Source organism: Chryseobacterium sp. VD8 (assembly GCF_037149975.1).
Classification (GTDB): Bacteria; Bacteroidota; Bacteroidia; order Flavobacteriales; family Weeksellaceae; genus Chryseobacterium; species Chryseobacterium indicum.
Map to the genome: position 1 here is coordinate 35288 of NZ_JBBCQL010000005.1, position 13986 is coordinate 49273.

The following is a 13986-nucleotide window of genomic DNA, read 5'->3' on the forward strand; positions in this document are numbered from 1 at the left end:
AGAGAGATAAACTGCCGGCTTCTATCCTTCATCTTTCATCTTTTTAATTTTTTTGTAAAGCTTTTTCAACCTCGTTTCCACAAAGGTCTGTAATAGAAATTCCGTAGATTTTTGCCTGCTGCGGAAGAATACTTGCAGGAGAAAATCCCGGATTCGTATTCATTTCCAGCATATAAGGAATTCCGTCCATCAGAATATATTCACTTCTTGAGAAACCACTCATCCCAAGAGAATTGTAGGCTCTTTTTGCAATTTCCTCTACGCGGATTCTTGTCTCATCGTCAATTCTTGCAGGCGTAATTTCCTCAGAAGCCCCTTCATATTTGGCTTCATAATCGAAAAATTCGTTGGTAGGAACAATTTCTGTAATTCCCAGAACGATTGTTTCTCCTTTATAATCGATCACTCCTACGGAAACTTCCATTCCGTCTAAGAAACTTTCAATTAATATTTCGTCATCTTCTTTGAAAGCAATTTCAGTGGCAGCAAGGAATTCCGCTTTTTCTTTTACTTTAGAAATCCCCAAAGAGGATCCCGACTGATTGGGTTTCACGAAAACAGGCAAGCCAAGAAATTCTATAATTTCATCAACCTTGATTTCTTCTCCTTTTCTTAAATAAACACTTTTCGCAGAAGGAATTCCGTATTTTGAAAGTACCGCTAAAGTATCTTTTTTATTGAATGTTAAAGCACTCTGATAAAAATCACATCCCGTATATTTCTGTCCGATCGCGTCCCAGTATGCCTGAAGAATTCCGTTTTCGCCCGGTGTTCCGTGGATGATATTGAAGCAGACATCAAATTTCAATGTTTCATTATCATGTAAAGTCACAGAAAAATCTCCTCTGTTTATGGGAAATTTCTGCTCATTTTCACCTAAAAAATACCACTCATCTTTCAGGATAACTACTTTATATACATCGTAAAGATTTCTGTCTAAGGAATCATAGATTAATTGTCCGCTTTTCAATGATACAACATATTCGTCTGAATAGCCTCCCATCACTACGGCAACTTGTTTTTTGCTCATTTTTGTTTAGTATCAGTTAAGGCAAATTTAATGATTTTATACAACGCGTAAACGTAAATCCTGAAATTTTAAAATCAAAAGTGAAATGTGTTAAATTAAAAGCACATTCTAAAATTATTAATTATATTTGCTGTCTAATTATAGTCATTTTAAGTATGCTTAAATCACTTTTCAATTGGAAAGTTTTACTGAACTTAGTCGTAGCCATCGGTGTTTTTGTGGGGTTGGTTTGGCTTACGTTTCGTTGGTTAGAATATCATACCAATCATGGTCAGGAAATTCCCGTTCCAAATATCGTTAATAAATCTGTACAGGAAGCCATCAAAATATTGGATGATTCGGGATTGGAATATGAAGTGGACAGTTTTAATTATGATCCTAAATACAGACCTTTTCAGGTTTTACAGGTGTATCCGGTTCCGGGTTCCCGTGTAAAAGACGGAAGAGCGATTCAGTTAAGAGTAAATCCAAGAACCTGGGCTAAAGTTGAAGTTCCGGATGTAATCAATAAATATTCAGGTCTTGCTTTCCAACGTCTGGAACAGGTAGGTCTGAAAGTTGGAGACACCATCTTCGAGCCAAGTATTCAGAAAGATGCGGTTATCCGAATTTTATATAACGGAAATGAAGTAAAACCCAAAACTAAACTGGCGAGATTCTCTGTGGTAGATGTAGTTATTGGTTCAGGACCATTACGAAATATCGCGATTCCTAATGTAGTGGGATTAACGGTGAAGGAAGCGAGACAGGTTATTGCAAGAAGTATGTTTGAAGTGGGTCTTGTGGATCATGAAGATGGAAGCAAAGATGAATCTGATGTTATCTATTATCAGGATCCTGCAGCCGGAGATGTCCGGGATCAGGGAATGCAGATTGATCTTTGGGCAAGTAAGAAAACACTGGCTGAACTGAGTGCAAAAATAGAACAGCTGAATTCTACCTATAGAATGAAAGTAGATACCGCTCTGCCTCCAATCCAATATCAGGAAATGCCAGTTCGTCAGGAACCGTCACAGGAAGTTCCTCCTCCGCCGGTAACTCCGAAAAGGGAAATCCCTAAACCGTCTACAGATGCAACAAAAGCAGATGCTTCTAAAACCACGGTAAAATCAACGAAACCGGTAACTGAAAATAAATCTAAGACTACTACTTCTAATACAGGTAGTAGTTCTGGTAATAACCAGTCAGCGAGCAGCAATAAATCTGCAACAACTCCTGCAAAACCTGCAGAAAAGCCTAAAGCTAAAAAGGTAGTTGTAGAATAACATCGTAAAAATTATAAAAATACAGGCTTCAACTTTCATTATGTTGAAGCCTTTTGTATAAAAGATAAAACAATGGCAGAAGATAACGAAGATTTTTTGGATGAAGAATTATTAGATCAGAACAGTATCGATAATCTTGATATTGATGAAGAAAATAAAGGACTGTATGAACACCTTAACATCACGGTAGACAAAAGTCAGGAACCGTTGAGGATCGACAAGTTTTTATTGATTTTCCGTCAGAATTCTTCCAGAAATAAAATTTCACAGACCTGCAGAGCAGGAAATGTTATTGTAAACGGTGTTGCGGTAAAACAGAATTATCGCGTAAAACCGGGAGATCAGGTTTCGGTGCTTCTGGCGCATCCTCCACGGGAAAATGTTATCATTCCGCAAAATATTTCCATCAATATTGTATACGAAGATGATGATCTTATCGTTGTAGATAAAGATCCGGGAATGGTAGTACACCCGGGGTTCGGAAACTGGGACGGCACATTGGTGAATGCTTTGGCGTATCATTTTGAACAGAATGGCGAAAAATCCGATCTTGACAGGGTTGGACTGGTGCACAGAATTGATAAAGACACTTCCGGATTATTGGTGATTGCAAAAAATGAATATGCACTGAGCTTTCTGGCAAAACAATTTTTCGACAGAAAAACCAAAAGATTGTATTGGGCATTCGTTTGGGGAAATGTACAGGATGATGAAGGTACAATAAGAGGCCATATCGGTCGTCATCCGAAAAACAGGATGCAGATGCATACCTATGAAGACGGAAGTCAGGGAAAGCATGCTGTAACCCATTACAGGGTTTTAGAAAGATTTAAATACATGACCTGGGTAGAATGTAAGCTTGAAACCGGAAGAACCCACCAGATCAGAGCGCATTTCAAACATATTGGTCATACTTTATTCAATGATGAAAGATATGAAGGGCATACCCCTCTCCGTGGAGTGAATCTTCCTAAGTATAAGCAGTTTATAAAAAATGTCTTTGAGATTTTACCCAGACATGCACTTCATGCCCATACTTTAGGATTTATACATCCCACTACCAAGAAGGAATTATATTTTGAAAGCCCAATGCCGAAAGATATGGCGGATGCTGTAAAAAAATGGAGAAATTATTTAGAAAACTAAAAATATATTGAGAATTTTTTTATATTTGTTGAATTGAAATCAAGATTTGTTATGAGAAAACTATATGCTATCGTATGTTTAGCTCTTTTGTCAAATGCATACAAAGCACAAGAAACTTTACCGTACTATCAACAGTATCTTTTAGACGGTGAGTTTTTGTTCAACCCGGCACAATACGGAAAGACCGACTATGTGCAGCTTAATCTTAACTATCAGCAGCAATTTTCGAAGTTCAGTGAGTCTCCAAACGTTCAGTCGGTAGGGATTAACGCGAACATTTTTGATAGAGTGGGAGCAGGTTTATCTGTATTTAGAGACAGCAACGGTCCTATTTCTGCAGGTGGTATTACAGCGGGTGCTTCATATTTTATTCCTCTTAGCAGCGACGGAGACAGAAAAGATCAGTTCTCTTTCGGTACAAGCGTTAGCTTCTACAACATGAATTTTGATTATTCAAAAATTAACACGCAGGATGCTTCAGATCCGTTATTGCAGGGAAGTGAAAGTAATATTTTCATGGCATATGCAAACTTCGGAGCACAGGCTACCTACAGAAATATTTTCGCAGGAGTTTCAGTTAACGATATCGCACTTACCAACGATGAAGCGATCGTAAACGGACGTGAGCCTTCTCCAATTAAGTTTTTCTTAAACTTAGGATATGACTGGCATGTAGGTGATAACATCTATTTCACACCTTCAGCTTTAATTAACCTGAACACGAACTCTACAAGAACGATTGATTATAACTTAATGGCAACGTTCTTTAACGATATCAATGCATTCTCTTTCGGGGTAAGCTACAGATCTGTTCAGAACAGATTCGACAGTCAGCAATTACAAATTGCTCCGGTTGTAAAAGTAAGATTCAACAAATTTATGATTGGAGCTACTTACAACTTAGGTTTGTCTGATATTCAGGAATATGGAGGAAACAGCTTCATGATTGGGTTAGGATATAACTTCGATAACTTCATTAACCACAGAGGTTATAGATATTAATTGATTTAATTTAAATAAATTTGAGCTCTGAATTTTTTCAGGGCTTTTTTTATGATTTACATTCACATTCCGTTTTGCAAGCAAAAGTGCAGCTATTGCAATTTCCACTTTTCTACATCTTTAAATTTTAAGGATGAGATGCTGGCTGCGATGAAGAAAGAAATCTTTCTTCGCAAAGATGAATTGCAAAACAAAAACTTACAATCACTGTATTTTGGTGGCGGAACGCCTTCCATTCTTTCACCGGATGAAATCAAATCTTTAATTGATGAAGTATTAAAACATTTTACTTTTGAAAAGGATATCGAAATTACTTTAGAAGCGAATCCCGATGATCTGGATAAGAACTTTCTGAAAGGACTCTCGGAATCTCCGATAAATAGATTATCAATCGGAACCCAAAGTTTTTTTGAAGAAGATCTTAAACTAATGAATCGGGCGCATACTGCAAACGAAGCCGAAGATTCCATCAAAAAAGCGCAGGATTTTGGTTTTGAAAATTTAAGCATTGATTTAATTTACGGTTCGCCAACTTCCAATCTGGAAATCTGGAAAGAAAATTTAAATAAAACCATTGCACTTGAAGTTCCGCACATTTCTTCTTATGCTTTAACGGTTGAGCCGAAAACGGCTTTGGAAAACTGGATCTCAAAAGGGAAAGTAAAAAGCCCTAAGGAAGAAGAACAGAACAGAGAATTTTACTACTTATCGGATTTTCTGAAAGATAATGGTTTTGAGCATTATGAAGTTTCCAATTTTGCCAAACCCGGATTTTACTCAAGACACAATTCTTCCTACTGGAAGTATAAAGAATATCTGGGAATTGGTCCTTCTGCACATTCTTATAACGGTTTTGATGTCAGAGGCTGGAATGTCGCGAACAATCAGCAATATATCAAAAAATTAAACTCAGATCTTCTGGCTAAAGAAGAAGAATTTCTCTCTCAAAATGATCAGTTTAATGAGATGATCATGATTGGTTTAAGAACAATTTGGGGCGTTGATCTGGGAAGCTTAAAAGAAAAATTTAATGACGGGATTTTAGAACATTTTCAGAATGAAATCAAACCAAAGCTGGAAGAAGGAATTTTGGTAAAAGAAAATAACCACCTTAAAATTCCGGAAAAACACTGGTTTATGGCAGACGGAATTGCTTCGGATCTGTTCATCGTCTAAGGTGGAAGTCTAAAGCCTGAAGTTGGAGGAATGGTTTGTGAAAAACTTGTAACATCCATCTTCTACATCCAACAATTTCACTATTTTTGTATAAAATTTCAGTTCAATTTTGAAAACTAAAAAGCAGGATTATTCGCATCTTTCCCCAAAACAGCCTATCGGAATTTTCGATAGCGGAGTGGGCGGACTTACAGTTGCCAAAGAAATAAAAAGACTTCTTCCGAACGAAGATCTGATCTATTTTGGTGACACCAAACATCTTCCGTATGGTGAAAAATCGAAGGAAGCGATTATCGAATATTCTACAAAGATCACCAATTTTCTGTTGGAGCAAAACTGTAAAGCGATTGTTATTGCCTGCAATACGGCAACGGCAAATGCGCTGAATGAAGTGATGCAGTCTGTTGCAGGAAAAGTTCCTGTGATTGACGTAATTAATCCGGTTGCAGAAAAAGTTTCCTATGAAATCCATAATAATGTGGGTGTCATTGCAACGAAAGCTACTGTGAATTCAGGGTTGTATAAAAAAAGCATCAGAAAGCATAATAAATGGATCAAGGTGGATGAACTGGCAACACCTTTATTGGTTCCTGCTATTGAGGAAGGTTTTAAAAATCACCCGATTACGCATGCGATTATCTACAATTACTTAAGCAACAGTAAATTAAAGAATATTGAGACTTTAATTCTGGGTTGTACGCATTATCCGTTGCTGATTGATGAAATCAAGCAATATTACGGAAATCGTGTCCGCGTAATTGATTCTCCGAATATTGTCGCCAACCATCTGAAAATTATTCTGGATAAGTATCATCTGCTGAATGAGCAGAATCCAAAACCGAATTACCATTTCTATCTTTCGGATTTAACGAAAAATTTCGAAAAAATCTCGAAGAAATTCTTCGGAAAAACCATCGATTTAGAATTAAAAGTATTATAAAAAACAAAAGCTGTCTCAATTTGAAACAGCTTTTTCTATATAAGATTCTTTAACGCAAAGATTTATTTTTCAAAGTTTATTTTTAGTGAGCTAAGAATTAATCAATTGAAAATTGATTTTATAAAGCATACTTCATAAGCGACTTTGTCGCCACTCTTTGCTCTCTTAAATAATTTCGGGGATTATATTAATCTTTGCATTTAAATAAATTAAATTTCCAAAATTACGTGCTGTCTTTCCAGTCTCCTTTTTGGGGTATGAACCGGCTGGTTTTTGTCTTCTTCAGACTTTACGCCAATCACTACGGCAAAAACACTTTCGTATTTTTCGTTTTTTAAAATCGCATCATATTTTTCGGTTTCAATTCCTTCCATCGGAGTAGAATCTATTCCCATATCTGCACACGCAGAAAGCAAAACACCCAATGAAAGATAAACCTGATGTTTCAGCCACGATCTGATCTCCGCTTCTCCTTTCGGTTTTACAAAAGTTTTATAATAAGTTACCGAACCTTCCGGAAGATTTTCTTCAATCTGCTTTTCAAAATCTTCAGGGTTTTTAAGTGCCTGAAAAACGATAAGCTGACTTCCGTCCAATACTTTTTCTTTGTTAAAATAAGAAGCTTCGGCAAGTTGTGTTTTTGTTTCAGGATCCGATACAAACACAAAATTCCACGGCTGACTGTTAATGGAAGATGGACTTAAATGCAGAATTTCTTTAAGCTGCTGAATCTGCTCTTCACTTATTATACCTTGAGGATTATACTTTTTTACGGTATATCTCGATTTCATTTTTTCTAAAAAGCTCATAATTTTATACTATATTTTTTATAGTTGCAAAATTAATGTATGTTTAATATATTTGCAATAACGGTCTAAAATGATAGTATGAAAAAAATGTATTCCATAGATAATAAAGAATATCCGTGCTGTACAACGGTTACCATGAGATTTATCGGCGGAAAATGGAAAGCGGTGATTTTGTTTTATCTGATTGATGGGGCAAAAAGATACAACGAACTAAGAAAATTAATTCCCACAATTACAGAAAGAACGTTAAGTTTACAGCTAAAACAGCTTGAAGAAGATCATATTATCGACAGGAAAGTATACACAGAGAAACCGCCTTTAATGGTAGAATACACCTTAACGGATTTCGGGAAAACGTTGCTTCCTCTTTTAAAAGAAATTGCAAAATGGGGCGAAAGTGCGGTACAAAATTCCAGCAAAGTAGAAATTGTGAACTAATGAAAAAAATAAGCTAATACAGCTATTGGCAAACATAAGCTCAACATTATATAGGTAAAGTAAAAAAGCCTGTCATTATCATAATCAAATGAAGAAAATCTGGGAGCATCAATTGGATCTCTTTCGTTGTATTTTCTAAAAATATTTAAACTAAAATGCAAAAGAGCAAATTGATATATAGGGCAGAATAAGAATAGATAAAAGTTTGGCTTATTCTGCGGTGTATCTGTTATTACTAAAGCTATTATCCCTAAAATTGATAAAGCAATACAAATTCTAAAGATTATCTTATAAGATGTGAATTTGAAAAAAAGGCTTCTGAAAAATAAAAATAAAAAAGGTATAAATAGAAGCCCAATTATAAAAGCCACGGAATCAGGCTTCATCCTTATTCGGTTCAAAAAAGCTGAAGCTTACATTGCCGTATTTTCGGGTGTCGATTAAATTCGGATGATCAAATTTCATTCGGCTTTGGTGTTCTATCACTAGAATTCCGTTTTCCTTCAGGTATTTATTGTTTAAAACCAGAGAAATAATTTCCTGATACTTTTTTTCTTCCATTTCGAAAGGAGCATCGGAGAAAACAATTTCAAAAGATTTTTTGTTTCTGAATTTCTTCAGCCAGTCGAAAACATCACCCCGCTGAACATTCACCTGCAGACTGAATCCAAGTTCAGAAGCGGTAGAATTAAGAAAAGACGTATGTTTCGGATTCATTTCTACGGACGTAATATCCTGACATCCTCTTGATGCAAATTCAAACGAAATAGAACCGATTCCCGCAAAAAGATCCAGTACGGAAACCGACTGCATATCGTAGGTGTTTTCCAGAATACTGAAAAGTGCTTCTTTGGCAAAATCCGTGGTCGGTCTTACATCAAAATTCTTCGGAGCGGCGATTTTTTTGGCTTTCCATTTGCCGGATATGATTCTGTACATAATTGATAGGTTTTAGATTGGAGGTAAAAGATTGCAGATAAACTAAAACCTGCTATCTGATCTTCTGCAACCTAATTTAATATAAAATTTTTAGAAGGAATATTATCAAATACAATTTTCAGATTCTTTACGAATTTCTGAAGCTCTGAAATAAATGTTTCATTCTCAGTAGTTTCTCCGTACGCGTAGAAATTGGTTTCATTGATTCCGAAACCGATCTTGCTTAACGTAAACATCACGAAATAAAGAAAATCTACTTCAGAATTAACGTCCAGATTGTTGTATAAAATAATTTTTTTGTTGTCTATCGCGAAAAACTCACATTGGTTATGATACAGGTTGATGTGAATTTCTTTGCTGTTTTTGTTATTGATAGAATTTAAAAACTTTTCACCGGAAAAATTAAACTGAACAGGCAGCGCGAGTTCTTTAATCTTTTTGTAAAAATGCTTTGGGAATGTATAATAAAACTGAATTTTAAACTTTTCATTAATCGAAAGCATCAGTTCTTCTTTTTCTTTATCCACAGGAGCGTTAAAAGCGATAAGATCGAATCCGGCTTCATGCTCCGAAAAACCTTCCGGCATCAGCGTGAAATGATTGAGTGCGGAAATCACATGGATCTCATCAAATCTCTGCAGAAGAAGAACTTTATCCAGCATATCCGAAATAAAGTTTTCCGGAGATTCTTCATCCACGAAATACGATTTCTCTTCCACAATGCTTTTATTTTTAGCAATCTGGTAGATTAACCCGTCTTTGGTAAAAAGTAAATTAAGTATATTCATAATTTGATTCCTGCAAATTTAGTGAAATTCTACCATTACCGCACCCGATTGATGATGAAGTATTTCCTTATTATAAAAATCCACATTTGTCTGGCTTTCCAATGTATCGAAAACCATTTTCTGCAAAACTCCGTCTCCGATTCCGTGTACGATTTCCAGCCTTTTCAGATTGTGTTTTCTGCAAAAGTTGATGGTTTCCACCAGTCTTTCTTTTTGGATGAAAAGTCTTTCAAAACTGGTATAATCATTTGGATTTTTAACTAAATTATGAAAATGAAGATCAAGAACCAAATGATTTTTCTGATGTGCTTTGGAAATTACCTTTTTCGGCTCCGCTTTTTTTATGATGGGTGTATTTTCATAAAAATCCGAAATTTTCGGAACAAGTTTCTCCTTCGGATATTGATGCGTAAAACCGTACTCATCTTTAAAAACCACGATATTTCCTTTCACGGAAGTAACCACCCCGCTCAAATCTTCATCTACCACAGAAACTTTATCGCCAATTTTCATAGTACTGTCATTGCGAGGAACCAAGCAATCTCTTATTATTCTTAACTCCTCAATTTTTTTCTTAATGGTTTAAAAATTATTTTAAAACTTTGGTCCCAATTCAATAACCTCCAAATCCTTTATTTCCGTATCATCGATTACAAAACGCATCATCGTTCGCATTTTATGCCATCCCTGTTTTCCGCACGCTCCGGGATTTAGGTGGAGAAGATTGTTTTTTTCATCAAACATCGCCTTCAGAATATGCGAATGTCCCGAAATAAAAAGTTTCGGAGCTTTTTCAGCAATCTCCTGCTTTGCCAACGGTGTGTATTTTCCCGGATAACCGCCGATGTGGATCATCAGAACTTCTACTTTTTCGCACATAAAACGACTCACTTCCGGAAATTCAGAACGGATTTTAGCATTGTCGATATTTCCGTAAACTCCTTTCAGCGGTTTTATCTTTTCAAGCTGCTCAATTACATCCATACTTCCGAAATCTCCGCCATGCCAGATTTCATCCGCCTGACCTGCATATACTAAAATACGGTCGTCGATATATGAATGAGAGTCGGAAAGAAGCAGGATTTTCGTCATTATTTAAAATTCTCTGCAAAGATAAGATTTGAAATTATTTTTTCTTAAGATTTACAAACATCTTTAATGTTAATTGTTATTATTTGAGGTTTGTAATGACATTCATTAATATAAACTTGTTTAAGCTTTTTTACCACAAAAGATGCAAAAGATTTAACACTTTAGTTGTTTAAGTTTACTACTTAAATGGAAAAAGAGAGCACATAAGTTAAAAAAAATCAAAGATTTTTTCTCTTTGCTGGATTTTAAAATTAGTTTAAACCAACTTATAATTTTAGTTTCAGAACTGTCATTCAGAATGGAATTTTGCGAAGCATTATGAAATGAAGAATCTTTTGCAGATAAGTTCTTTTTAATTTCAGTATTTTGTTTCGAAGAATCAATACAAAGCAATAATTAAAGCTTTAAATCAAAGTTTAGTTCATCTTTTGTAGCTTTTGCGGTTAAATAAAAGTTTAAACAGACTTTTTGTTATCGGATAAAATATGAAAAGTTTAAACCGCTTTATTTACTACATTTGAAAAAAATTAAAAATGAAGCAGAAACTTTCTTTTTTCCTTCTTCTTTTATCGGTTGGGATTGCGAATGCGCAGGTTGAAGAGAAAAAACTGGATGAATTGGTCCAGAATACTTTAAAAACTTTCGACGTTCCGGGAATGTCGGTTGGTGTAATCAAAGATGGGAAAGTAATTTATTCCAAAGGTTTTGGGGTACGTTCTTTAACTTCCAAACAACCGATGGATGATACTACATTGGTTGGGATTGCCTCCAATTCCAAAGGTTTTACCTGTACTGCACTTGCCATTTTAGCAGACGAGGGAAAACTGAACTGGGACGATAAAGTTTCAAAATACATTCCTGAATTTCAGATGTACGATCCGTATGTTTCGCAGAATGTTACCATTAAAGATCTGGTAACACACAGAGCAGGATTAGGTTTGGGACAGGGAGATTTGATGTTCTTTCCGGAAGGCGGAAATTTAACGGTAAACGATATCGTTCACAACGTAAGATATTTAAAGCCTGAAAATCCTTTCAGAACAACTTTAGACTACAATAACATCATGTTTATCGTAGCCGGAGAAGTAATCCACAGAGTTTCGGGATTAAGCTGGGCAGAATTTATCGAACAGCGCATTATGAAACCTGTAGGAATGACATCCAGTTTCGGAAGCTATAACAGAGCTAAAGCCGTTGCCAACAAAATTGACGCTCATGCACCGGTAGACGGAAAAGCCATTGCCGTTCCTCACGACTGGAACGAGACAGCCAACGCAGCCGGAGGAATTATGAGTAATATTAAAGACATGACAACCTGGGCAGAATTTTTGCTGAATAATTTCACAACGAAAGACGGCAAAAAATTAGTTTCAGATAAAAACGTTCAGCAGTTGTGGAGTTTACAGATTCCGAGTGGAGTGGCAGCGAAAAACCCTTATGATACCAGTTTCTACGGATACGGAATGGGTTGGTTTTTAAGTGATGTGAAAGGTCATAAACAGGTTCAGCATACAGGAGGACTGATCGGAACGGTAACGCAGTTTACGCTGATTCCGGATATGAAGCTGGGAATTGTTGTTTTAACGAACCAGCAATCGGGAGCGGCTTTCAACACGATTACCAATACCGTGAAAGATTCTTATCTGGGAATTGCAGACCGCAACTGGCTGAAAACCTACGGCGACCGGATGAAAAAAATGGAAGAAAGTTTTGATAAGCAGAAAAAAGAGGCTTTTGCAAAATCTGAAACATTTAAAAAAGATAAAAATTTACAGCCAAAACCGGAGCAGTTTGTAGGAATGTACAACGATCAATGGTTTGGTGATGTGGAAATTGCGCAGCAGGGAAGTATCTACAGAATCTCATGCAAAAGTTCTCCACGTTTAAAAGGGGAACTTCTTCCGTATTCCAATAATTCATTCATCATCAAATGGGACGACAGAAGCTACGATGCCGATGCGTATATCATTTTTGATTATGATGAAACCGGAAAAGCTCAATCCGCAAGATTAAAACCCATTTCAGACGTTACAGATTTCAGTTTTGATTTTGATGATCTGGATCTGAAAAGAAAATAATTCAGAAAAAATCATTCAATATGATTATCAATAGGGACGGGCTTTAGCCCGTCTTTTTGTTTCGGAGGATAGCAAAAAGGCTTTAGCCAAAATTATTGATTAAGTTTATTTAGGCTTTTTATAAAGGTTAAGAAAGTTTTTTAACACATAAGTCACATGAGATTAATCAAGCTTTGCGAATATTTTAGAACACATTAGTTTTTAAAATCTTTGATTTTTTATTCTTTTGAGAACTTTACATATTCTAATAACGCTTTAAAATCTTTTGCGACCTTTTGTGGTTAAAATTACCATTCACAAATTCACTATATTCTAAAACCACCCCGTCAAAAATTCTTTCGAATTTTCGCCACCCCTCCAAAGGAGGGGAATTTTTACAGACTATTAATTAAATTTTTCCGGGAGAATAGAAAAACAGCAGTTTCTTTTTGGCTCCGTCGAATTCCGACCACGAATTGCAGTCGATCTCGAAACCGGCAACACCGCAGGTCGGAAAATGGAAAATATCTTCTGAGATGGAATTCGCAAAATTGGAAATTCCGTTGTTGTGAGAGAAAAAGGCAACCGATTCGTGGCTGTCGTCCAGATCGTAGATTACGGATTCGAAATTGCTTTCGGAAGGATTATAAAGTTTCTCATTCGTATTGATGCTGATCTGGTAAGCCTGGTTGAAAATTTTGCACGTATTCAGTGCGCGTACTGCGGGGCTCGATACAAAGTAATCGATCGCTACGTTATTGTTTTTCATGAATCGGGACATATGCATTGCTTCTTCTAAACCCTTGTCTGCCAATGGTCTGTCAAAGTCTTCCGTTTCTTCCGGCCAGTCGCTTTTCGCATGTCTTACGAGGATGAGTTTCTTCATAATTTTGTTTTTGAATAATTAAAATTATAAAAAAATTAGCGGATTAAAACATTGATTTATAAAAAAAACTGTGTTTGGAATAAAATCATTAAAATTTACTAAATTTGCAAACCTATGGGACAAATCCTTGCAATAGACTACGGAAAAGCTCGTTGCGGCATTGCTGCAACGGATGATATGCAGATTATTGCGAGCGGTCTGGAGACGGTGCAGACTTCATTAATTATTGATTTTCTGACGAAATATTTCGGTGAAAATCGGGTGGATGAAGTGGTAATCGGTCTTCCGACAGATTTAAAGGGGAATGTATCCGAAGTGGAAGCAGATATTTTAAAATTCATTGAAGTTTTTCAGAAAGAATTTCCGATGATAAAAGTACACCGCTTCGATGAGAGATTTACCTCCAAAATGGCTTCGT

15 protein-coding genes are annotated in these 13986 nt (G+C 36.0%); 8 read left to right on the forward strand and 7 right to left on the reverse strand.

The annotated features are described in order from the left end of the window. Positions 1 to 43: 43 nt before the first annotated feature. On the reverse strand, positions 44 to 1030 hold the full coding sequence (locus WFK35_RS01245) for a D-alanine--D-alanine ligase (protein ID WP_336731008.1): 987 nt from the start codon (positions 1028 to 1030) through the stop codon (positions 44 to 46). Between the two features lie 155 nt (positions 1031 to 1185). Here WFK35_RS01245 and WFK35_RS01250 point away from each other — a divergent pair, with 155 nt between their 5' ends. The 5 genes from WFK35_RS01250 to murI all read left to right on the forward strand — a co-directional run bounded on the left by WFK35_RS01250 (position 1186) and on the right by murI (position 6559). After that, on the forward strand, positions 1186 to 2295 hold the full coding sequence (locus tag WFK35_RS01250; RefSeq protein WP_336731010.1) for a PASTA domain-containing protein: 1110 nt from the start codon (positions 1186 to 1188) through the stop codon (positions 2293 to 2295). A gap of 72 nt (positions 2296 to 2367) precedes the next feature. After that, positions 2368 to 3441 (forward strand): RluA family pseudouridine synthase, encoded by a 1074-nt coding sequence (locus tag WFK35_RS01255; RefSeq protein ID WP_336731012.1) that lies wholly within the window; start codon positions 2368 to 2370, stop codon positions 3439 to 3441. 51 nt (positions 3442 to 3492) lie between these two features. Then, positions 3493 to 4443 carry a PorP/SprF family type IX secretion system membrane protein gene (locus tag WFK35_RS01260; protein ID WP_214588545.1) on the forward strand — a complete coding sequence of 317 codons (951 nt, stop codon included), beginning with the start codon at positions 3493 to 3495 and terminating at the stop codon, positions 4441 to 4443. 51 nt (positions 4444 to 4494) lie between these two features. After that, the gene (gene hemW, locus WFK35_RS01265) at positions 4495 to 5619 is read left to right on the forward strand and encodes a radical SAM family heme chaperone HemW (protein ID WP_336731014.1); all 1125 of its coding nucleotides are present in this window, start codon (positions 4495 to 4497) and stop codon (positions 5617 to 5619) included. 109 nt (positions 5620 to 5728) lie between these two features. After that, positions 5729 to 6559 carry a glutamate racemase gene (gene murI / locus WFK35_RS01270; RefSeq protein WP_108411039.1) on the forward strand — a complete coding sequence of 277 codons (831 nt, stop codon included), beginning with the start codon at positions 5729 to 5731 and terminating at the stop codon, positions 6557 to 6559. Between the two features lie 209 nt (positions 6560 to 6768). Here murI and WFK35_RS01275 read toward each other — a convergent pair whose 3' ends face one another. Continuing rightward, the gene (locus WFK35_RS01275) at positions 6769 to 7368 is read right to left on the reverse strand and encodes a nitroreductase family protein (RefSeq protein WP_336731016.1); all 600 of its coding nucleotides are present in this window, start codon (positions 7366 to 7368) and stop codon (positions 6769 to 6771) included. Positions 7369 to 7455: 87 nt separating this feature from the next. Here WFK35_RS01275 and WFK35_RS01280 point away from each other — a divergent pair, with 87 nt between their 5' ends. Next, entirely contained in the window at positions 7456 to 7806 is a 351-nt protein-coding gene (locus tag WFK35_RS01280; protein ID WP_076393147.1) for a winged helix-turn-helix transcriptional regulator, read from the forward strand. Positions 7807 to 8181: 375 nt separating this feature from the next. Here the strand turns inward: WFK35_RS01280 and WFK35_RS01285 are convergent, their stop codons facing one another. The 4 genes from WFK35_RS01285 to WFK35_RS01300 form a co-directional block, all read right to left on the reverse strand. Beyond that, positions 8182 to 8745: an RsmD family RNA methyltransferase gene (locus WFK35_RS01285; RefSeq protein WP_268052865.1), complete on the reverse strand. Its 564-nt coding sequence runs from the start codon at positions 8743 to 8745 to the stop codon at positions 8182 to 8184. Between the two features lie 71 nt (positions 8746 to 8816). Next, the gene (locus WFK35_RS01290; protein WP_087705790.1) at positions 8817 to 9533 is read right to left on the reverse strand and encodes a DUF3822 family protein; all 717 of its coding nucleotides are present in this window, start codon (positions 9531 to 9533) and stop codon (positions 8817 to 8819) included. A gap of 18 nt (positions 9534 to 9551) precedes the next feature. Continuing rightward, positions 9552 to 10046, reverse strand: a complete 495-nt coding sequence (locus tag WFK35_RS01295) for a Smr/MutS family protein (protein WP_076393067.1) — start codon at positions 10044 to 10046, stop codon at positions 9552 to 9554. An 81-nt stretch (positions 10047 to 10127) separates the two neighbouring features. After that, on the reverse strand, positions 10128 to 10625 hold the full coding sequence (locus WFK35_RS01300; RefSeq protein WP_336731017.1) for a metallophosphoesterase family protein: 498 nt from the start codon (positions 10623 to 10625) through the stop codon (positions 10128 to 10130). Between the two features lie 533 nt (positions 10626 to 11158). Here WFK35_RS01300 and WFK35_RS01305 point away from each other — a divergent pair. After that, positions 11159 to 12703, forward strand: coding sequence for a serine hydrolase (locus WFK35_RS01305; protein WP_336731018.1), 1545 nt, complete (start codon positions 11159 to 11161; stop codon positions 12701 to 12703). A 388-nt stretch (positions 12704 to 13091) separates the two neighbouring features. On the opposite strand, the gene WFK35_RS01310 is transcribed toward WFK35_RS01305, so the two are convergent. Further along, the gene (locus tag WFK35_RS01310) at positions 13092 to 13568 is read right to left on the reverse strand and encodes a SixA phosphatase family protein (RefSeq protein WP_214588554.1); all 477 of its coding nucleotides are present in this window, start codon (positions 13566 to 13568) and stop codon (positions 13092 to 13094) included. 114 nt (positions 13569 to 13682) lie between these two features. Between WFK35_RS01310 and ruvX the strand changes: the two genes are divergently transcribed. Then, positions 13683 to 13986 (forward strand): Holliday junction resolvase RuvX (ruvX, locus tag WFK35_RS01315; RefSeq protein WP_336731019.1); only part of this gene is annotated, 304 nt, incomplete at its 3' end.

Bases quoted from the DNA above. Each gene is read 5' to 3' on its own strand.
- WFK35_RS01245 (WP_336731008.1), bottom strand. From the start codon at position 1,030: ATGAGCAAAAAACAAGTTGCCGTAGTGATGGGAGGCTATTCAGACGAA.
- WFK35_RS01250 (WP_336731010.1), top strand. From the start codon at position 1,186: ATGCTTAAATCACTTTTCAATTGGAAAGTTTTACTGAACTTAGTCGTA.
- WFK35_RS01255 (WP_336731012.1), top strand. From the start codon at position 2,368: ATGGCAGAAGATAACGAAGATTTTTTGGATGAAGAATTATTAGATCAG.
- WFK35_RS01260 (WP_214588545.1), top strand. From the start codon at position 3,493: ATGAGAAAACTATATGCTATCGTATGTTTAGCTCTTTTGTCAAATGCA.
- hemW (WP_336731014.1), top strand. From the start codon at position 4,495: ATGATTTACATTCACATTCCGTTTTGCAAGCAAAAGTGCAGCTATTGC.
- WFK35_RS01275 (WP_336731016.1), bottom strand. From the start codon at position 7,368: ATGAGCTTTTTAGAAAAAATGAAATCGAGATATACCGTAAAAAAGTAT.
- WFK35_RS01280 (WP_076393147.1), top strand. From the start codon at position 7,456: ATGTATTCCATAGATAATAAAGAATATCCGTGCTGTACAACGGTTACC.
- WFK35_RS01285 (WP_268052865.1), bottom strand. From the start codon at position 8,745: ATGTACAGAATCATATCCGGCAAATGGAAAGCCAAAAAAATCGCCGCT.
- WFK35_RS01290 (WP_087705790.1), bottom strand. From the start codon at position 9,533: ATGAATATACTTAATTTACTTTTTACCAAAGACGGGTTAATCTACCAG.
- WFK35_RS01295 (WP_076393067.1), bottom strand. From the start codon at position 10,046: ATGAAAATTGGCGATAAAGTTTCTGTGGTAGATGAAGATTTGAGCGGG.
- WFK35_RS01300 (WP_336731017.1), bottom strand. From the start codon at position 10,625: ATGACGAAAATCCTGCTTCTTTCCGACTCTCATTCATATATCGACGAC.
- WFK35_RS01305 (WP_336731018.1), top strand. From the start codon at position 11,159: ATGAAGCAGAAACTTTCTTTTTTCCTTCTTCTTTTATCGGTTGGGATT.
- WFK35_RS01310 (WP_214588554.1), bottom strand. From the start codon at position 13,568: ATGAAGAAACTCATCCTCGTAAGACATGCGAAAAGCGACTGGCCGGAA.